At 53.8% G+C, this 19,814-nt stretch carries 16 protein-coding genes; 5 read left to right on the plus strand and 11 right to left on the minus strand.

What is annotated here, in order from left to right; genetic code table 11:
- Positions 1-152: 152 nt before the first annotated feature.
- The 10 genes from R2X38_RS12430 to R2X38_RS12475 form a co-directional block, all read right to left on the minus strand.
- Positions 153-383 carry a hypothetical protein gene (locus R2X38_RS12430; protein WP_317522561.1) on the minus strand — a complete coding sequence of 77 codons (231 nt, stop codon included), beginning with the start codon at positions 381-383 and terminating at the stop codon, positions 153-155.
- Between the two features lie 53 nt (positions 384-436).
- Positions 437-1,120, minus strand: a complete 684-nt coding sequence (locus R2X38_RS12435) for a DeoR family transcriptional regulator (protein WP_317522562.1) — start codon at positions 1,118-1,120, stop codon at positions 437-439.
- A 75-nt stretch (positions 1,121-1,195) separates the two neighbouring features.
- Positions 1,196-2,281: a glycerol dehydrogenase gene (locus R2X38_RS12440; protein WP_317522563.1), complete on the minus strand. Its 1,086-nt coding sequence runs from the start codon at positions 2,279-2,281 to the stop codon at positions 1,196-1,198.
- A 30-nt stretch (positions 2,282-2,311) separates the two neighbouring features.
- Complete coding sequence (locus tag R2X38_RS12445; protein WP_317522564.1) at positions 2,312-3,946, minus strand: dihydroxyacetone kinase subunit DhaK; 1,635 nt, start codon at positions 3,944-3,946, stop codon at positions 2,312-2,314.
- A gap of 61 nt (positions 3,947-4,007) precedes the next feature.
- Positions 4,008-4,631: a bifunctional 4-hydroxy-2-oxoglutarate aldolase/2-dehydro-3-deoxy-phosphogluconate aldolase gene (locus tag R2X38_RS12450; RefSeq protein ID WP_317522565.1), complete on the minus strand. Its 624-nt coding sequence runs from the start codon at positions 4,629-4,631 to the stop codon at positions 4,008-4,010.
- Between the two features lie 64 nt (positions 4,632-4,695).
- On the minus strand, positions 4,696-5,652 hold the full coding sequence (locus tag R2X38_RS12455; RefSeq protein ID WP_317522566.1) for a sugar kinase: 957 nt from the start codon (positions 5,650-5,652) through the stop codon (positions 4,696-4,698).
- A 39-nt stretch (positions 5,653-5,691) separates the two neighbouring features.
- Positions 5,692-6,999, minus strand: a complete 1,308-nt coding sequence (locus tag R2X38_RS12460; RefSeq protein ID WP_317522801.1) for a TRAP transporter large permease — start codon at positions 6,997-6,999, stop codon at positions 5,692-5,694.
- Positions 6,999-7,496, minus strand: coding sequence for a TRAP transporter small permease (locus tag R2X38_RS12465; protein ID WP_317522567.1), 498 nt, complete (start codon positions 7,494-7,496; stop codon positions 6,999-7,001). The genes R2X38_RS12460 and R2X38_RS12465 overlap by 1 nt, the downstream gene beginning before the upstream one ends.
- 54 nt (positions 7,497-7,550) lie before the next feature.
- Positions 7,551-8,519 carry a TRAP transporter substrate-binding protein gene (locus R2X38_RS12470; protein WP_317522568.1) on the minus strand — a complete coding sequence of 323 codons (969 nt, stop codon included), beginning with the start codon at positions 8,517-8,519 and terminating at the stop codon, positions 7,551-7,553.
- 88 nt (positions 8,520-8,607) lie between these two features.
- On the minus strand, positions 8,608-9,738 hold the full coding sequence (locus R2X38_RS12475; protein ID WP_317522569.1) for a hypothetical protein: 1,131 nt from the start codon (positions 9,736-9,738) through the stop codon (positions 8,608-8,610).
- A gap of 386 nt (positions 9,739-10,124) precedes the next feature.
- Between R2X38_RS12475 and R2X38_RS12480 the strand changes: the two genes are divergently transcribed.
- Positions 10,125-11,924 carry a glycoside hydrolase family 2 protein gene (locus R2X38_RS12480; RefSeq protein ID WP_317522570.1) on the plus strand — a complete coding sequence of 600 codons (1,800 nt, stop codon included), beginning with the start codon at positions 10,125-10,127 and terminating at the stop codon, positions 11,922-11,924.
- Positions 11,925-11,985: 61 nt separating this feature from the next.
- Here R2X38_RS12480 and R2X38_RS12485 read toward each other — a convergent pair whose 3' ends face one another.
- A complete protein-coding gene (locus R2X38_RS12485; RefSeq protein WP_317522571.1) occupies positions 11,986-13,572 on the minus strand; it encodes a hypothetical protein in 1,587 nt (528 codons plus the stop codon).
- A gap of 206 nt (positions 13,573-13,778) precedes the next feature.
- Between R2X38_RS12485 and uxaC the strand changes: the two genes are divergently transcribed.
- From uxaC to R2X38_RS12505, 4 genes are all read left to right on the plus strand, one after another.
- Entirely contained in the window at positions 13,779-15,209 is a 1,431-nt protein-coding gene (uxaC, locus tag R2X38_RS12490) for a glucuronate isomerase (protein ID WP_317522572.1), read from the plus strand.
- Entirely contained in the window at positions 15,209-16,666 is a 1,458-nt protein-coding gene (locus tag R2X38_RS12495) for a tagaturonate reductase (protein ID WP_317522574.1), read from the plus strand. Before uxaC ends, R2X38_RS12495 begins: the two co-directional genes overlap by 1 nt.
- Positions 16,666-18,159 carry an altronate dehydratase family protein gene (locus tag R2X38_RS12500; protein WP_317522575.1) on the plus strand — a complete coding sequence of 498 codons (1,494 nt, stop codon included), beginning with the start codon at positions 16,666-16,668 and terminating at the stop codon, positions 18,157-18,159. Before R2X38_RS12495 ends, R2X38_RS12500 begins: the two co-directional genes overlap by 1 nt.
- A 210-nt stretch (positions 18,160-18,369) precedes the next feature.
- Entirely contained in the window at positions 18,370-19,776 is a 1,407-nt protein-coding gene (locus R2X38_RS12505; RefSeq protein WP_317522576.1) for a hemolysin family protein, read from the plus strand.
- The last annotated feature ends 38 nt before the right edge of the window (positions 19,777-19,814 follow it).

Consider the following 19,814-nt stretch of genomic DNA (forward strand, 5'->3'; position numbering starts at 1 on the left):
ATATTCGCGTTATCTTACTTGGCTTTATCAAACACGCAAAGCGTTATCCAATGCCGCTATGGCTAGGTGGTAACCGGCGGTTACAGAGAGGGGATGTGAAATATAAGGCTGGGTCGGCAACCTGTTTAGTTAGCAAGAAAAACAGTACTGGGCTAAATTTCGAATTCAATCTTGCGGATCAGAACCTTGATATGAGCATTTATTTTAAACACAGAAAACGCACAGCCGATAAACAAGAGTAAAAGGGTCAACAATGCCAAAAAGCCAATACCATTAGTTATTCCGTTCAGGATAAAATAAAACAACACGCCACAAATTACATTGAGTATCCAATAGTTTGCTTTCGCATGGATCAAATCATCATTCAGCTTACTTTTACTCATCACAACCCCATTATTTTATAGTCCTGAAACAACAACCGTGAAACCACATACCGCTAAAAACTATAAACTTCACTGTTATCGCTAATACGACCTACCTGCAACGCCGGAAAGTTCCCCGCAATTTCTGACGTATTCAGCAAGAACGACTTTTTGGAAATCAGCATCGCTTTCTTTTTAAGATATAAAGAACAGGGCTTGTTAACCAAGACAGCACCAGTATCATCGACCGCATCAACGTCAATGATTGAGAAGTCATAGCCATCTTTAACCTCTGATTGAAAGCACATAAATTCATTATCTTGACTGGCTTTATTATCCACTCTGCCACCCAAATAAAACAGTTGTAGGTGATGGCTATCTCTCAGCCGGTATATAACATCCACACTGGTTGTAGATATATATAAGTTGCTCCTTTTTCTTAAAACCGTAGTCAGCTCTTTTATAAAAACATTAGAGTCGATGAAGACCTTTGAGAAGTCATCCATGGTCGATATTATTTCGTCAAATACTTGAAGCACATTGGGGTTCAATCCTGAATCGAACGCTATTAACTTAGCGCCCCCATGGTCACGCCTTATTTCATGTTTCGCTGCCAGGTAATTTAAATCTCGCCGAATTGTCTGCAAGCTTACCCGGAAATGCCCAGCTAAATGATCTGTCTTCACATGCCCATGTTCGCGTAACAACGCCACAATCGTTGCTCGGCGTTCGCTTGAGGTGATTTTATGTTTCAACATTGATGATGATAACCGCAACAACTTACACAAAAAGGCCCCCTCTGGCCCAGAGGTATCGAGGGGGCACAGTGTCTATTACTTAAGGCCTAAGCGATGCGCTGTCTTGATGGCGGCAAAAACAGATTTAGCCGTCACAGGAAATGGCATATTGTGAATAGTCTCACCTTCGGCACATGATGCCTCAGCGACGGCCATTAGCTTTTCGTCATCCACTTCTTCGACGCCCATCTCGTGCAGGTTGGTTGGCAGGCCAACCGCCCGGCAGAAACCCAGAACCTGCTCAAACTCTTGTGTTGACGCATTTTCCAGGACGAGCTGGGTCAGGGTACCAAAGGCGACTTTCTCACCGTGGAGCAAGTGGTGGCACTCTTCCAGTTTCGTCAGGCCGTTGTGGATTGCGTGGGCAGCGGCAAGACCTGAGCTTTCAAAACCAATTCCCGACAGGTACGTATTCGCCTCGATGATGTTCTCCACCGCTTTGGTAGAGACGCCGCTTTCCACGGCGGCTTTTGCCTTCTCGCCATCCGCGATCAGGGTGTCATAGCACAGCTTGGCCAAGGCTTGCGCAGAGCGGGTGGGTGCCCCGCCGGCCATGGTTGCCTTGCCCGACAGGCCGTTTGCGCGGGCCTCGAAGTAAGTGGACAGCGCATCGCCCATCCCCGCCACCAAGGTTCGTACCGGTGCCGCGGCAATAATCCCCGTATCCATGATCACCATGTTCGGGTTTGATGGAAACAGCAGGTACTCGCTGAACTCACCTTCAGGGGTGTAGATAACCGCCAGTGCACTCGTTGGCGCATCCGTTGAGGCAATGGTCGGCACAATCACAACCGGCAGCTTGCTGTAGTAAGCCACCGACTTCGCCGTATCCAGTGTTTTCCCGCCGCCGATACCGACAATAACATCGTTACCGCCCGTCTTGCACACCTCAATCAAACGGTCAATCTCAGGGCGGGAGCACTCGCCGTTGAATTTGTCGAAAGACACCTGCAAGCCTTCGCCTGCGATGCTACTGTCAACACGGTCGCGCACCAGGCCCATCACGAAGTCATCGGCAATCGCCAGTGGTTTGCCGCCAAACACAGATACATACTTACCAATGTTATCCAGCGCGCCCTCGCCCTGGATATACTTGCTTGGCGAGATAATAATATTGTCCATCGTCGATTCCTCTATGTTCACTGTGGTTGGTTATTGGTTTTGAAATTGTGTAAAGACCGCCTCTACCGCGAATGCGCCCGGATCTTTCGTGCCCGACAAACTATCGCTGTTGAGGTAGGAAGAACGCCCAGCCTTGGCATTGGTCATGGCGACCGTAGACTCCGCGCCGGCTTGCGCAGCGATGATGGCAGCGGCAAACCCTTCGTTCGCCCACGCTTCAAATGCCGGGTGAAGGGCATCAATCATGGTGCGGTCACCCGGTTTTGCGCCGCCGTAAGCCATCATTTTCTTAAGACCCGCCTGCAACGCATGCGGCAAGGAGCCATTGCTCTCGAAATCGCGGCCAGCCGCCGTAAACAGGATAGACAGCAGGACACCTGAAGACCCCCCCATCACAGAAGTGAGGCAATCGGCGATGGTGCTAAGCAGCTTCGCTTTATCTTGCAGCGGTAGGTTTTCCGCTTCGAGCTGGGCAAGGATCTTGCGCGCACCGGCAGCAAATGTTGAACCCGTGTCACCGTCGCCAACAATGGCATCGAGGCGGTTGAGCTCGGCTTCGATCTCAACGATCACACTGCAGACTTGGCGCAGTACTGACGCCGTTTGCTCATCATGCGAGGGCGCAAACGTGGCTTTCTCAATTTGGTTGGCGCACTTGGTGACCGGCAGTCCGCGACGGCGAACCGCTCCCGGCCAAGCCTCGACATCCACAGGCGCCAATAGTGCCGCTTCCGTTTGGGCGTCAAGACCAATGGCTGAAATGGAGAAACCCTTCATATCGATCGCCGTCATCATAGAAGCGCCACCAATGATCAGCTTAGTGCGCTTGCCAAGCTCTGACTCCATCAGCTCCTTGGCGACGATGTTCAACTCAATCGGTGACAGACCGCCCAGGTTGTTAAGCAAAACAGCATGCTCCGGAGCTGGTTTCGCTTCAAGCAGCTTGTTGACCATGGTGGTCACCAGATCCCTAGCACTTGGCAGCTCAATGGTCTCGATACCGGCCTCGCCATGGATACCCAGCCCCAGCTCCGCTTTGCCTTGCGCGATACGGTCGTTGCTCTCACCCGGCAGTGAGCAGCTGGTCAGCGCAACGCCAATCGATGCGCTATTCTGGCTGGCTGTTTTGGCCGCTTGCGTGACGGCTTCAAGCGAGCCACCCTGCTCGGCAACGTAGCCGGCCACTTTTTGGACAAACAGCGTGCCCGCAATCCCACGCGGCTGAGGGTTACCCGGGATCGAAATATCGTCACCGACCACAACCATCTCCACCTTGTGGCCCATCTCTTTGGCTTTTTCTACTGCCAGGCCGAAGTTCAAGCGGTCGCCGGTGTAATTTTTGATGATCACTAGACAGCCTGCCTCGCCCGACACATGCAAAATAGCATTCAGTACCGCGTCAACACTTGGTGCGGCAAACAGATCACCGCACACGGCAGCGGTCAGCATCCCCTTGCCAACAAAACCGGCGTGTGCAGGCTCGTGTCCTGAGCCACCGCCGCAGATAATCGCGACTTTCTCTTTATTCCAGTCTTGGCGGGCAACGATTTTAATATCATTATCAAAATCTAATAAAGTCAGGTTGTCTTTTTTCGCCGAATATAATGTCCCCTCAATAGAGTCCATCACAAAAGAGTCTTTAGTATTCAAAATTAAATCAGACATGTTATTTCCAATATAGAAATGAATTTACAATTAAATTGAAGATTATTTTTGATGAAATACTTTATTTAACCATCTCAACGGCTTCCCGGGTTAATCGAGCAATTTCATCCCAATTACCGGCTTCGATAAGTTTTTTATCCACCATCCAAGTGCCACCGCAGGCGATAACCCGAGGGATGGATAGGTAATCCTGGATATTAGCCGTGTTAATGCCCCCCGTTGGCATCAACTCAATATCGGTGTAAGGAGCCAGCAGCGATTTCACCATCGCCGTGCCTCCGGACGCTTCAGCCGGGAAGAATTTTAGGGTCGTGAGCCCCATTTCCAGCGCCGCCTCGACCGCACTTGGGTTATTCACCCCCGGCACAATATCAATGCCGAGCTCCTGGCAGGCCCGCACTGTCGACGGGTTAAAGCCAGGCGAAACGACAAATGTCGCGCCCGCTTCCTTCGCAGCAATGGCCTGCTCGCGGTTCAAGACGGTCCCCGCCCCAATGAGCATCTCCGGTTGTGTCTCCCGAAATAAACGAATGGCTTCTACCGCGGCATCGGAGCGAAAAGTAATTTCAGCTGCTGGCAGGCCATTTTCAACCAGTGCTTTACCTAGGGGAATAATATCTCGCGCGTTGTCAATCGCGATCACAGGGATCACTTTTAGCAACTTCAGTTGCTCTGAAATAGTCATTTTATTATCCAATTAAATGAATTTGTCCGAGGCCAATTAATTATCAGCCTCGAATATTGAGGTCCTAGAGTGCGTGTAAATTATTAAATATCGCTATTACCGGAGATGTCACTTCACGGGGAATAATCGCGCCTTTATATTGAATAACTTTACCTGCCAATAAATGTCCTTGGGTTACACAGTCAATGGTCGACTTATTTTTTAAATACCCGGATAAAAATCCGGCATTAAACGAATCACCTGCTGATGTGGTATCTACAATGTTATCTACCGGAATCGTAGGGATCAGCGTCGATGCACTGTTGTTGGTCAAGTTCTGGTATAGAGCACCTTTACCGCCTTGCTTGAGCACGACTTTTTTAACCCCCATTTCTCCCAACCGAGATAACGTCTCCTCGCTGCAACTATCCCCCCAAAGCATACCTTCATCCTCATCAGTCACCATCGCAACCGAGGTCATGCCATAGATCCTTCGGTAGCAGTATCGCGCCAAGGACAGGTCTTGCCACAGTGCCGGGCGGAAATTACTGTCAAAAGCAAGCTCAACCCCTTTGATGTGTAGCTTTTCCAGCAAATCCAGCAACCGGATGCGGTCTTGCTCGGGAAGAATAGCCAAGCTGATGCCACTCAAGTAGACCATGTCGACTTGTTCCAGCTCTTGCGCCAACTGGTCGAACTCCGGATGCTCAAGTAGGTAGCGGGCGGCAGACTGGCTTCTCCAGTAAAGAAAGCTCCTCTCCCCTTGGGCATCCAACTGGATCATATAGAGGCCAGGCTGGCGCTTGCTGTCACGCAGCACCCATTGGGTATTGATGCCTTCCTCCTGCCATTTGGCCAACATGCCGTCACTGAGCGCGTCATTGCCAAGAGCGGTCACATAGCTCACTTCCACCTCATCACAGGCGCGTGCAAGATAGATGGCCGTGTTTAGCGTATCTCCCCCGAATGCTTGATGCGATTGACCAAACATTTCGCCGTTGATTTCAATCATGCACTCGCCAATTACGGCTACTTTAAACATGGTTTCTTTCCTTTAATCATATACTTGCCAATTGGTCCATTACTGGACCAAACCGAACAGGCGTGGAACAAACAGCGTGATCTCAGGGAAGAAAGTGATCAGCATCAGCGACACGATCAACATACCGATAATCGGCAAAATCGGTCGGATAATCTTCTGGAACGGGATATCGGCAATGGAGCACGACACGAACAGCAAGGTGCCGACCGGCGGCGTGATCAAGCCAATACTCAAGTTAAAGACCATCATGATACCGACATGGACAGGATCTAGGCCCAGCATGTTGAATACAGGCATCAGGATCGGAGTGAAGATGATCACCGCTGGCGTCAAGTCAAGGAAGGTACCGATAAGCAGCAGCATCAGGTTGATCAGGATCAGCAGTACGATCTTGTTGTCCGAGACCGACAATATGAAATCGCTGATCATGCTCGGGATCGAGGCAAAGCTCAGCGCCCACCCCATGATGCCAGAGGCCGCGACCAAGAAAATACAGATCGCAGAAGGAATAATGGCTTCGATAAAGATGCCCGGCAAGTCTTTCAGGCTCAGTTCACGGTAAATGAAAGAGAGAAGGAACGAGAACAACACGGCCATACCCGCCGCTTCAGTCGCGGTAAAAAAGCCACCGACGATACCGCCAATAATCGCCAGGATCAGTAGCAGCGGCGGGGCCGCCTGCCAAACTGCCTTCATAACACGTTTAAACGCAGGCATGCGCTCAGTAGGGTATTTATGCTTAATAGTGAAGTACAGCGCAGGGATCATCACCGACATACACCACAGCAGGCCCGGTAGGTAACCGGCCACGAACAGTGCGGCAATTGAAGTTCCGCCCGAGTATAGCGAGAACAGGATCAAACTGGCTGAAGGCGGGATAACCAGGCCAGATGGTGCAGAGGCAGCATTGACGGCTGCCATGAAGTTGCTGTGGTAGCCTTCTTTTTTGGCATGGGGATTGATAGTGCCCCCCACCGCCATCGCGGCGGCCGAAGCAATACCGGCCAGCGCCCCGAACAAGGTATTGGCAATGATGTTGGCGTGTGCCAGGGCGCCCGGCAGCGGAGCCGCGATCACCTTGGTCAGGTTGATTAAACGTAGGGCGATAGAGCCCCGGTTCATGATACCGCCGGCAATCACAAACAGCGGAATGGCCAGGAAGGTAAAGCCATCGACACCGGTCGCCAAGCCTTGTGCCGCCGCATTAAGCGCGAGTTCCCAATCCGCGTATGACACCAGCGCAAACACCGAAGCCAGGCCAATCCCGAACGCGACAGGGAAACCAAGGAACAGCATAAAGAAAAAGCTGCCGAACAATACAACAGCAGATAGTACAGCGGCATCCATCATGCACTCTCCGTATTAGTTTGTTTGATCAATTGCACGTTCTGAACAATGAAATAGATGGCGAAAAGGATAAGCATTAGGCCTGCAGCGGGTACTGCAGAATAGACATAGCCCATGTTGATCTTAAGAACAGGCGACACCTGCCCGAACTCAAAGTTGTTCATCGCCATACGGTATCCACCGACCAGGGCAATCAGTCCGAAGACAATCACCAAGCAATGGTGGAATATTTCCAGCGCATACCCCTTCACAGTTCCTGCCAGCTTTTCAGGCAGAATGGTCACTGCGAGGTGCTTCTTCTTGCCGTAGACAAAAGCGCCACCCAGCATCGCTACCCAAATCAATGAAAAACGCGCGATTTCATCAGGCCAGGTTGCCGGGCTGGCGAGAACATAGCGACCAATAACCTGCCAGATAACGGATACCGTCAACAGCATGAGCAATGCGCACAGCAGGTAGCTCAATAACTGCTCAGTAATATTAAATAAACGTTGCATAACAAACCTATAGGAGGGAAAGCAGGCACTATTCGGTGCCTGCTACATTTGGATTTACGACTTTACAGCTTGGATCTTGTCAGCCAGCTCTTTCAGCTCAGGCTGCTGAGTGTACTTTTCAAGGTAAGGTTGGGCTTTTTCGAAGAAGGCATCCATGTCTGGTTCGGTGATGGTCACACCCATTTCTTGCATCTCGGCCAGCGCATCGGTTTCCAGCTGCAGGAACAGATCCATCTGATAGCTTGCAGCATCATTGGCCGCACGTTTGAATTCCGCTTTTTCCTCATCATTCAGGCTTTGCCATACATGCTTGCCAATCACAATCATGCCCGGGTACAACACATGCTGGCTGTTGGAGAAGTATTTCGCCACATCACCATGGCGTGCCAAAGTCAGTGCCGATGGACCACCTTCCGCCCCATCTACTACCCCCTGCTGCAGCGCAGTGTACACTTCTGACCAAGAAATAGGCGTCGGGGTCGCGCCCATCGTCTGTGCCACCTCAATCGCATCTGACGAGTTCATCACACGGATTTTCATGCCATTAAGATCGCCCGGTGCCTGTACCGCCTTGCGCACCGTGTAGTAGCTGCGCGGCTCGTCGTACAGGAAGGTCATCCCGATCAGGTTGCGGGCTTCGGCCTTCATCAGAAGATCTTCACCGATCTCACCGTTCAGCACGGTCTGGAAGTGCTCAGGGCCCTTGAACATGTAAGGCATGGTCAATACCGAGTATTCCGGCGCATAGGTGGTCATCAAGGTCGTCGCCGTTTTCGAAATATCCAGCATGCGGGTCTGAAGCTGCTCTAGCATGCGGCGCTCGTCACCCAGCTGGCCGTTGGCATACGCGCGAACCTTGTATTTGCCATCGGTGTACTCTTCAACCAACTCGCCAAACTTGACCATCGCCATCCCTGTCGGGTGATCGTCCGGGTGGTTATATCCCATGCGGAGCGTTTTTGCCGAGGCCGCCGTCGTGGTCAGTGCTAGGGCGAGGGCGCAGAGGGTCAGTGTCTTTTTCATCATTTATCCTTATCTCTTCTACTTCAACTGGGTAAGTAGGGTTACCCGTTTATCTTAGTCTGTCGGAAGTTATTGGTTTTGCTTTCCATCATTTCATGGCTTTAAAGTAGCCAATCCCGATGGTTTTACGGAACTGCCATGGCTGCCACTGCGGCCATAGGATTTCAGCGATCATCGCAATCGTGATCCAGCGGAACCAGGTCGCGAAGGTGTTGCTGTGGCCCTGGGGCTCTTTGTAGCCTTTCACCCAGCCATCAAAGCCGCGCTCCCCCAGCAGGGTATCCGGGAAGCCACCGTCGTCATTTTGGAAGTCGAGCAGTTTCACCAGCAGCTCACGCAACCAGTGTTCAGCTTCTTCACGGCGCTCAGGGTGACGCTGTACACCGTGCACCAGAATGTCGACGATATCGACATCAATACAGCCACTGCGAACGGCAATCGGTTGTTCAAGGCAGCGAGAAATGGATTGGTTGAAATGCGGGATATGGGCATCCATATCGTAGAAAATATGCAGGTTGTGGGTTGCCCCGCACAGTGCGAACAACAGGGCTTCCTGGCTAAACTGCTGACCAGGTCCCCAGAAGCCGGAATATGGTTCCGACTGACGGTTGTGCCATTCGATAATATCGTTTAGGCGGTCACGCGCAGGCCCTTGCGGATCACGTGCCATTTCAACCAGCAGGAACGAACCGATATTGACGATATTGTTGCCTTCCAGCCACGGGTCGCGCATATCACGCTGGCCCAGCCATGCCCACATATTGGCTTCGTCCAGGAAAGGGGCCAGGAACGGCATCTCGAACTTGTCCAAATGACCAAGAGCATCGAGCGCCCCCATAGAATAGTTGGTCGCATGGAAGCGCATGTACTCCTGGGTGTCGGCTAACTGCTCGCGCTTGTGGCACTGATCCCACTGCAGGCCAGGCAAAGTAAAGTAACCGTCCGGATGCTGGCAGGACAAGATCCAGTCAGCCACCGGCGCTGTATTTTCAATCGGATCATTGAGCAATGTTCTGGCCATAATGGAATCATAGGTACCAGACAGCAGCATTTGCGGGTAACGTTCAGCGTCGTGCAGTTCGCTCACACGGGCAACGCCCTCGGGCATTCCTTCAGCCTGCATACTGCGCAGCCAGTGAATGGATTTCTCTTTTGCCGTCAGGATACGGTCTTTCAACAGTTGGTCGGTAAAGCTCATGGTGGTTTCTCGATTCTTCAATTCGTCATTTTTCGAAGCATGCTTCACGATGAAGAAAAAATTATCAGAGCGCCGGATTTTGCCCCATCGGCTGTCTGGGAGAGTGTGAGGTCCATAACACTACCCCCGGTTATTCGTGACTGCCGTCACGCGGAAAAAGAATTAATGTGACATTGATCGCCTCCGCCGCGGAAGCCGAGTGATTCAGATCACACTGAAGCCAGCCCATTTTGTGATGGGTATGGCATTTTTCATCGAATGGGTATTCTGTCTCGGCCCCTTCTCACTTTTTGCTCTTCTTCAGCCTCCCTGTCCTCGGGTAGCTTAAATAGCAATTCAGTACCCCCCGCGCAATACCGTGCACCGCGGGTACATCCGATTAAATTTGACTGAAGTGAAGTCCAACGATGCTAGAAAAGTCTGATATCGCAGAAAACGCTGTTGAATGTTTGCACAACGAGGCCTACGACAAGCCTTACAACCTCCAGAACCTCAATCATGAAGGCATGATCTTCATGGGTGGCCGCAAAACTGAAAGCCTGGGCGGAAAGTGGCGTTTCACGCTGGATCTTCACGATACCGGTTTGCGCCAAAAATGGTTCCAAATCGAACCGTTTGACCACGAGACCTGCACCAACCCTTACGATTACGACCCCCACAGTGGCGAAGAGATGACTGTTCCTTCGTGCTGGCAGATGGAACGTGAAAAATACTTCTACTTTGAAGGCAGTGCTTGGTACACCCGCGAGCTGGATTACCAGCCAGAGCAAGAAGGCGAGAACATCTTCCTGCGCATCGGTGCTGCCAACTACGACTGTAAGATTTTCCTCAACCATGAATATGTCGGTAACCACTACGGTGGTTCCACCCCGTTCTTCGCCGACTTTACCGGCAGGCTGAAGACCGGCCGTAACTTGGTGATGATTTGTGTCAACAACGCGCGCACCGAAGACCGTATCCCTATGCGCAACAACGACTGGTTCAACTACGGCGGCATCCACCGCGAAATCGAGCTAGTCCGCACGCCGAAGAACTACATTAAAGATCTGTTCATCTATCTGGTACCGAACGGTCAGTACAACACCATCCACGCCGAAGTCACCACGGTCGGCGAGACAGCAAGCGTCGAGCTGACCATCGAAGAGTTAGGTATCCAGCAGACGTTGTCTGTCGAAGGTGGTTTCGCGTCAATCGATATTCCAGCCTCGCCTGAGCTGTGGTCCCCAGAGACGCCGAAGCTCTACAACGTCAAGGTGTCTGCCAATGACGGTGATGTCGTCACCGATCGCGTTGGCTTCCGTGAAATCCGCGTTGACGGCACCACCATTTTACTCAACGGCAAGTCCATCTACCTCCGCGGCATCAACTGCCACGAAGACGACGAAAAGCTGGGCCGCATCACCAACGAATACGATATCCGCCGCCGTTTCGAACACGCGAAAGAGCTGAACTGCAACTACATGCGCCTGGCCCACTACCCTCACCACGAGCTGGCCGCACAAATTGCCGACGAAGTAGGCATCATGCTGTGGGAGGAGATCCCGGTTTACTGGTCAATTGCCTTCCATAGTGACCAAACCCGCCGCGACGGCAAGAACCAGATGCTTGAGCTTATCAAGCGTGGCCGCAACCGCGCCTCGACCATCATCTGGTCTGTCGGCAACGAGAACGCCGATACCGACGAGCGTCTGGAGTTCATGACAGATCTCGTAGAGGCAACCAGAAGCACCGATCCTACGCGCTTGGTTTCGGCCGCTTGCCTTGTCAACCACGCCAAGATGAAGATTGAAGATCGCCTGGCCGACCACCTCGATATTATCGGTCTCAACGAGTACTACGGTTGGTACGAGGAAGACTTCAATGATCTGCTTGTACTTGGCGAAAATTCAGCCCCGACCAAGCCCGTTGTGATCAGCGAAACCGGCGCCGAAGGCATGCTAGGCGCAAATGCACCGAAAAAAGGCGCATTCAGCGAGGAGTACATGGCCAATGTCTACCGCCAGCAGACAGAGTTCCTGCCAAACCTTGATTACATCAAGGGCTTCACCCCGTGGATCCTGTACGACTTCCGCGCCGAACGTCGCCAGAACCCATATCAGCATGGCTATAACTGCAAAGGCCTGATCGGTTCTGACAAGCAGACCCGCAAAGCGGCCTTCTTTGTCCTGCGCGACTTCTACGCCAAGCTGGCCCAAGAAGAAAAATAGTACCTTTCGCAATTGACCGCCTGCTAGCCCGCGGTCAATCGCAACAGTGAAATAACCCGTCTCAGTCATCGACTCGAGACAGATCCTCGGCTAACGCTAGCAGCCGCTGGGGATCAAACAACAGGCTGAGGTAGTGAGGGTGGCGATGCCGCCCTTCGTCCAACCAGTTGTCGATATCTACCGCGAGCTGGCGCATTTGCTCAATTTCGTGATTAAGCAATCTGTGCGCTTCCGGATGACGGTGGTAACGCTGGATAAAATACCTTGCCGCGACTCCTTGGCAAACCCGGGTGAACATCTCGGTATACCAAGGAACCCGCTCATAGACCCTGAGTACCAGATCGCGAAACTGGTCGGGCATCGCTATGGACTGGGTCAGCTCATGGGCTTGGTTGCGAACCTGTTGGGCCAAGAATTTGGCACGCTCTTTTTCCAATTTGATCAAGTGAAGCTCTTCGAGCCCGGTTTGCGGATCATCGCTGCTGAACAGGCTTTGGCCGACATAGCGCGGATCCATGTTGTACTGCTCGGAAAAAAGCAGCTGCAGCGCCTGCTCATAGGACTCCGGAATTTGACTGTGGGTCTGCAGCAGATGGCCAAGCATATAAGGTGTCTTGCGGATCCACTCAAAGGACTGGCTGAACAGTGCCTGCAGCCGCTGAGACTCGTCATCTTTCACCGGCCGCTGCAGCACCTCGCTGAGCCAGATATGGAAGGCATCCCTTTCCGAGAGTTCGAGCTCGTTACCGTACATGGCCAGCCCCTGCAGGTTGACACTGTTGATGGAGTTGACGAGGGAGCTGTTCGATACCCACTCCCAGCTCAGCTTGCAGCTGATGGCTTCGAGCTCATCGCCACCGACCGCATTGGCCCAGCACAACCGGCCTTGGATTTCCTCTAGCAGGTAGCAAGGCAAAAGCGTCCAACCGAACTCGACGCCCCACATGTCGTACTCCACCCATTTGAGGCGGCCGGGCATTTCGGCAATCGACGGGTTGTTGGGCAGACCAGGCCGGTAGCCTGACTGGGTGGCCTTTAGCGATACCCTGACATCGGGCGGCATGGCGCTGATAGCGTTGTTGAAATGCCAGCGCTGCCATTTGCTTTCCATGTAGTCACGCACCACCAAGCGCTTGCCGTGGCTCCGGGTGATCCGGTTAAGGACACCGAGTAAAGCGTCCAGGCTGGCACGGTCCACGTCCGGTGGGGCGAGGTTGACAATGATGCCGCGAATATCGGCCAGCTCGGTGAAGATTTCCGTCATCACCTGGGAGAGAAATTGGGTCCAGAACAGCTCATCGGACTCTTGAGTATCGATGAGCGGGTATTCAGGGTGTTTTTGCAACAGCAGCCCGTCAGTGGGGTTGGCTGCCCCTTGCAGCCAGACGCCTATACCGTGCTGCTTGCAATAGCGGATCACCCGCTTGAGGAACAGCAGGGAGTCAATGCGCCCCCGCTCCAGGTTCTCGCGCTCGAAACGGCAGTGGGCTGAGGGATGGGCGAGCAATGACCAGAGGTTTTCCTGGTGGAAAATCAAACCGTTGAAATGCTGGCGCTGCATCAAGGCAACAATCTCCTCGATATGAGGCCACTGCCACATCATCGGGGAATTGAGCTCCAGCAGACGGAGGGGGATACGGGTACGCAAGGATCACTCCGCAACAAAAGGGGTCAAAAGTGCCCATAAAAGTATAGAAGCACTTGATGAGAAACAATTACAGCCTGCTATTTTGCGGATGCGGTCATATTTATTTGACGCGCCAAACGCAACCAGGCACATAGCGGCTGAGCCAAATGGCGCTCAGCCACACTTGATGAATTAACCAGAACATAACTGAGACACTAGGTGAAACCATGTCACAATTTTTGAACGACGATTTTTTGCTGACAACCGACATTGCCAGAGAGCTGTACCACACGGTCGCGGCGCATCAGCCGATCATCGACTACCACTGCCACCTGCCACCGCACCAGGTTGCTGACGATGTGCGTTTTGCCAACCTGACCGATATCTGGTTGCGCGGCGACCACTACAAGTGGCGTGCGATGCGGACCAACGGTGTGGATGAGCGTTTGTGCACCGGCGAGGCGAGCGACTATGATAAATTCATCGCCTGGGCCAATACCGTACCGCAAACCATCGGTAACCCGCTGTTCCACTGGACACACCTGGAGCTTCGTCGCCCGTTTGGCATCACCGGCACCGTGCTGAACGGTGAGACGGCGGATACCATTTGGCACCAGTGCAATGAAATGCTAGCAACGCCGGAATTCTCGGCACGAAGCATCATGCAGAAAATGAACGTCAAAATGGTCGGCACCACCGACGATCCCATCGATGACCTAGTTGCCCATAAAACCGTCGCCGACGACCAGGATTTCGATGTCAAGATGCTGCCAAGCTGGCGTCCGGACAAGGCGTTCAACGTCCATGCCGACGATTATGCCGCATACCTGGCCAAGCTCGGCGAGCTGACCGACATCGAAATCACCACCTTCCAGCAGCTCTGCGATGCCCTGTTCCAGCGTCTGGACTACTTCGCCGCCCACGGCTGCACCATTTCCGACCATGCCTTGGACACGGTGGTCTATGAAGACGCCACCGAGCAGGAACTCAATGCCATCCTTGCCAAGCGCCTGGGGGGCCAGCAGGTCAGTGACAAAGAAGCGGCGCAGGTCAAAACCGCCGTACTCATTTACCTCGGCCGAGAGTATGCACGCCGCGGCTGGGTGCAGCAGTACCATATCGGTGCACTGCGCAACAACAACGTACGCATGCTGAACCTGCTGGGCCCTGACACCGGCTTCGACTCGATCAACGATGGCCTGGTCGCTGCGCCGCTGGCGAAACTGCTCAACGCCCTGGATCGCGATGACGCGCTGCCGAAAACCATCCTGTACTGCCTGAACCCGCGCGACAACGAGGTACTGGCGACGATGTGCGGCAACTTCCAGGGCGGGGGCATTGCCGGCAAGATCCAGTTCGGCTCCGGCTGGTGGTTCAACGACCAGAAAGACGGCATGCTGCGCCAGATGGAGCAGTTGTCCCAGCTCGGTCTGCTGAGCCGCTTTGTCGGCATGCTGACCGACAGCCGCAGCTTCCTGTCCTACACCCGCCACGAATACTTCCGCCGCCTGCTGTGCCGCCTCATCGGCCAATGGGTTGCCGATGGCGAGGCGCCACATGACATGGCCCTGCTGACAAAGATGGTTGAAGATATCTGCTTCAACAATGCCAACCAGTACTTCAACTTGAACCTTTCCAACCAAGAGGATCGCGTATAATGGCGACACTAAACCGTACGGATTTCCAAGGCCCGACGTTCCCAACCAAAGTCCTGCAGTTCGGTGAAGGCAATTTCATGCGCGCCTTCGTCGACTGGCAGCTTGATCTGCTCAACGAGCAGACCGATCTGGGCGCTGGCATTGCCATCGTCCGCCCTATCGATACCGACTTCCCGCCGCTGCTCAATGAGCAGGATGGCCTGTATACCACGGTGATCCGCGGGATCAACGAGCAGGGTGAGGCTGTGGAGCAAACGCGCCTCATCCGCTCGGTCAACGAAGAAATTGCCATCTACCAGGATTTCGACCGCTATATGGCACTGGCGGACAATCCTGATCTGCAGTTCGTGTTCTCCAACACCACCGAGGCGGGGATCAGCTTCAACGCCGCAGACAAGTTGGACGATGCACCGGCAAGCAGCTTCCCGGCCAAACTGACCCAGTGGCTGTACGCCCGTTTCCGCCATTTTGCCGGGGCCGAGGACAAAGGCCTGTTTATCATTCCCTGCGAGCTGATCGACTACAACGGCGACAAACTCAAAGAGTACGTATTGGCCTACGCTGCCCAGTGGCAGCTGGAGGAAGCGTTCTCTCAATGGCTGGAAAACGCCAATACATTCTGCTCGACCCTGGTAGACCGCATCGTCACCGGCCACCCGCGCGATGAACATGCGGCGCTGCAGGAGAAAGTCGGCTACCAGGATCAGTTCATGGTTACGGCTGAGTACTTTTACCTGTTCGTGATCCAGGGCCCGCAAAAACTGGCGGAAGCGCTGCGCCTGTCGCAGGCTAGCCTGAACATCAAGATCGTGGACGACATCAAGCCGTACAAAGAACGCAAGGTGGCAATCCTCAACGGTGCCCACACGGCCATGGTGCCGGTGGCTTACCTGTGCGGTATCGATACGGTCGGCGAGGCTATGGAAGATGCGGATATCAACGCCTTCGTCCGCCGCCTGCTTGCCGACGAGGTGATCCCGGTCCTCGATCTGCCACAGGACGAACTGGAGGCCTTTGCCGCGAGTGTTATCCAACGCTTCCAGAACCCGTATATCAAGCACCAGCTGATCTCCATCTCGCTCAACAGCATGACCAAGTTCCGCACTCGTCTGCTGCCGCAGCTGGAAGCGCACCTGGCTAACGGAGGCAAGTGCCCTGAGCTGATGGCGCTCTCGCTGGCGGCACAGCTGCTGTTCTACTGCGGCCGCCGTGGCGATGAAACCATTGCCCTGAGCGATGACCAGCACTGGCTAGACAGCTTTGCCGAACTTTGGCAGGGCGTGGAGGCCGGCAAGATCACCACGCGCCAGCTGGCCGAGAGCGTGCTGGGCAGCGAAGTCCACTGGGGCACCGATCTGACCAAGCACGAGACACTGATCACCACCGTGACCGAGCACCTGAGCGAAATGGTGCAGCAGGGCATGCGCAACGTCGTGAAGAAGGCTCTGGAGGCATAATGAAGTCTTGGATTCAAATTCACCCAGCAGACAATGTGATCATTGCCCTTGAGCCGCTGGCTGAAGGGCAATCCCTCCCCCTGGACAGCGGTGAAACCGTTATCGTCGGTGAGGATATTGCCAAGGGCCACAAAATGGCGATCACCGATATCGCCCTCAACGACAAGCTGATCAAATACGGCGAACCGTTCGGCCATGCCACCCAGGCGGTGGCCCGCGGCGGCTGGGTTCACAGCCACAATGCCAAAACCAACCTCAACGACAAGACGGGTTACCATTACCAGCCGGTCAGTGTCGATGAGAAGGCGGCGGAGCCCGATGTCGAAGTTGCAATATACCGCCGCGCCAACGGCGAGATCGGTATCCGCAACGAGCTATGGGTGATCCCGACGGTAGGCTGTGTCAACGGCATGGCCCAGCAGATGGTCAACCGCTTTATGGCCGAGCAGGATACCTCGGATATCGACGGTGTGTTTGTTTTCCCGCACCAGTTCGGCTGCTCGCAGCTCGGCGATGACCATACCACGACCAAACGCCTGCTGCAGAGCATGGCCAAGCACCCCAATGCCGGCGGCGTGTTGATCGTCGGCCTGGGCTGCGAAAACAACCAGGTCGATCAGTTCATAGAGGGGCTGGGGGAGTTTGATGAACACCGCATTCGCTTTTTGGTCAGCCAGCAGGTCGAAGACGAAATCGAGGCGGGTAGCGAGATCCTCGGCGAGCTATACCAAGTCATGCGCCACGACCAACGTACACCGGGTCGCCTGGCCGAGGTCAAGCTCGGCCTGGAGTGCGGAGGCAGTGACGGCCTGTCAGGCATCACCGCCAACCCGTTGCTCGGTCAGCTGTCGGACTATTTGATCCCGCAGGGCAGCACCACCGTGCTGACCGAAGTGCCGGAGATGTTCGGCGCAGAAACCTTGCTGATGGGCCGCGCGAAAGATGAGCAGGTCTTCAGCCAAATCGTCACCATGGTCAACAACTTCAAGGACTACTACCTGCGCCACGATCTGCCGGTCTACGAAAACCCGTCACCGGGCAACAAGGCCGGCGGGATCACCACCCTTGAGGACAAATCGCTCGGCTGCACCCAGAAAGCAGGTACCAGCCGGGTAGTTGATGTGATCGACTATGCCGAGCGTCTCACGACACCGGGGCTGAACTTGCTCAACGCACCGGGCAATGACGCCATTGCCACCAGCGCACTGGCTGCCGCCGGTTGCCATGTGGTGTTGTTTACCACCGGCCGCGGGACGCCATATGGCGGCTTTGTGCCGACGATGAAAATTGCCACCAACAGCGAACTGGCCCAGCGAAAACCGCACTGGATTGACTTTGATGCTGGTCAGCTGGTCTCGACCGATACCAGCATGAGTCAATTACGCGATGCCCTCATCGAAAAATTGGTGAGCATTATCAATGGCGAGCAAACATGCAACGAACGGAACCTGGTCCGTGAACTGGCAATCTGGAAAAACGGGGTGACGCTTTAACCTGATCTGAGTTTTTAGTCCTTTGGCCTGCATCCCTTTCCCGTTTCAGAAAGGTAACGCAGGCTTTTTTCTTCCAGCAAAACCTTTCATTCTGTCCATCAATATTTCTCCATGTTCATCCCGCCGCTGACTCGCTATTTTCAATCCTGTTAACCACTTCCCCCCTTTTTTTTAAAACAACACATATGCTTAGAGGCAGGAGCCTCAAACATGAAGGAGAACCTCATGGACGTGCTTATTCTGTCCGGTCTTATTTTACTCAATGGCGTCTTTGCCATGTCTGAAATCGCACTGGTCACGGCACGAAAAAGCCGCCTGCAAAAACTGGCAGGCACTGGCGACAAAGGCGCAGCCAGCGCCATTAAATTAGGCGAAGAGCCCACCCGTTTTCTCTCGACGGTACAGATTGGTATTACCGCCATCGGCATCCTCAACGGGGTTTTCGGTGAGGCCGCCCTCGCAGGGCCGTTGGCTGACTACCTGCAGCAGCTCGGTCTTGCCGCAAAAACCAGCTCCGTGGCGGCAACAACAATCGTCGTTGTCGGTATTACCTACCTTTCCATTGTGGTTGGTGAACTGGTTCCCAAGCGCCTCGCCCAACTCAACCCAGAAGGCATAGCCCGTTTGATGGCTCGCCCGCTGACAGTATTGGCGAGCCTTTCCAGGCCGTTTGTGTTCTTGCTGGCAACATCCACAGAGCTGACCTTACGGCTGCTCGGAAAACACAGCGCAGACAACCAAGGTGATACCCTGACCGAAGAGGATATCAAGGCGGTGCTGGCCGAAGGCTCGCAAAGTGGTGTCATCGAGAAGCAAGAACATGCCATGGTCAAGAATGTTTTTCATTTTGACGATCGCAAGGTAACCTCACTGATGACACCGCGAAGTGAAATCGTGGTGCTAGATCTCGACAAGCCCAACGAAAGCAACCTCAATTACTTGGTCGCATCCAGCCACCAGCACTTCCCGGTGATCCAAGGCAGCATGGATAACCCCAAAGGGGTCATCACCACTAAACAGTTGTTGCAGTACCACATCGCCAGGCCGCGCAGCCCGATGGAGCATTACTTGCTGCCGCCAGTTTTCATCCCCGAAAACTGGACAGGCAACCAGTTGCTGGAGCACTTCCGCCATTCGGGGGATGTGATGGTGTTTGTGGTCGATGAATACGGTGACGTTCAGGGGATCGTGACGCCCAAAGATATTCTCGAAGCCTTGGCCGGTGAGTTCAAAACCCGAGCACCAGAGGATATCTGGTCAGTCGAAAATGAAGATGGCAGTTGGTCGATGGATGGCCTGATCCCGATTTTGGTGATGAAGGACTTACTAGAACTCGATGCCCTGCCCGATGAAACCCAGCACGGCTACCATACCTTGAGTGGCATGCTGATGTGGAGTCTGAGCGGACTGCCTTCTGTAGGTGACAGCGTGGATTGGGATGGCTGGCACTTTGAAGTGACCCAAGTCGATGGCAACCGCGCCGACAAGATCACCGTGACGCGTACAGCACCAATAAAAACCGATACCGAAATGGATGATCACGCTAACGACGGGGAGGAAAGCCTGCCAGATACCGAAGGAGGGAGCACACAGGAACAGGTAAAAAAAGAATCCTAGCAAGCGATGTATTACACCGCCCTGTCTTTAACCTAGGA

The sequence above is a fragment of the Photobacterium rosenbergii genome (assembly GCF_033022775.1).
Taxonomy (GTDB): domain Bacteria; phylum Pseudomonadota; class Gammaproteobacteria; order Enterobacterales; family Vibrionaceae; genus Photobacterium; species Photobacterium rosenbergii_A.

Excerpts from the sequence above, each read along its gene's own strand:
- R2X38_RS12430 (WP_317522561.1), bottom strand. The coding sequence starts at position 383 with ATGAGTAAAAGTAAGCTGAATGATGATTTGATCCATGCGAAAGCAAAC.
- R2X38_RS12435 (WP_317522562.1), bottom strand. The coding sequence starts at position 1,120 with ATGTTGAAACATAAAATCACCTCAAGCGAACGCCGAGCAACGATTGTG.
- R2X38_RS12440 (WP_317522563.1), bottom strand. The coding sequence starts at position 2,281 with ATGGACAATATTATTATCTCGCCAAGCAAGTATATCCAGGGCGAGGGC.
- R2X38_RS12445 (WP_317522564.1), bottom strand. The coding sequence starts at position 3,946 with ATGTCTGATTTAATTTTGAATACTAAAGACTCTTTTGTGATGGACTCT.
- R2X38_RS12450 (WP_317522565.1), bottom strand. The coding sequence starts at position 4,631 with ATGACTATTTCAGAGCAACTGAAGTTGCTAAAAGTGATCCCTGTGATC.
- R2X38_RS12455 (WP_317522566.1), bottom strand. The coding sequence starts at position 5,652 with ATGTTTAAAGTAGCCGTAATTGGCGAGTGCATGATTGAAATCAACGGC.
- R2X38_RS12460 (WP_317522801.1), bottom strand. The coding sequence starts at position 6,999 with ATGGATGCCGCTGTACTATCTGCTGTTGTATTGTTCGGCAGCTTTTTC.
- R2X38_RS12465 (WP_317522567.1), bottom strand. The coding sequence starts at position 7,496 with ATGCAACGTTTATTTAATATTACTGAGCAGTTATTGAGCTACCTGCTG.
- R2X38_RS12470 (WP_317522568.1), bottom strand. The coding sequence starts at position 8,519 with ATGAAAAAGACACTGACCCTCTGCGCCCTCGCCCTAGCACTGACCACG.
- R2X38_RS12480 (WP_317522570.1), top strand. The coding sequence starts at position 10,125 with ATGCTAGAAAAGTCTGATATCGCAGAAAACGCTGTTGAATGTTTGCAC.
- uxaC (WP_317522572.1), top strand. The coding sequence starts at position 13,779 with ATGTCACAATTTTTGAACGACGATTTTTTGCTGACAACCGACATTGCC.
- R2X38_RS12495 (WP_317522574.1), top strand. The coding sequence starts at position 15,209 with ATGGCGACACTAAACCGTACGGATTTCCAAGGCCCGACGTTCCCAACC.
- R2X38_RS12500 (WP_317522575.1), top strand. The coding sequence starts at position 16,666 with ATGAAGTCTTGGATTCAAATTCACCCAGCAGACAATGTGATCATTGCC.
- R2X38_RS12505 (WP_317522576.1), top strand. The coding sequence starts at position 18,370 with ATGAAGGAGAACCTCATGGACGTGCTTATTCTGTCCGGTCTTATTTTA.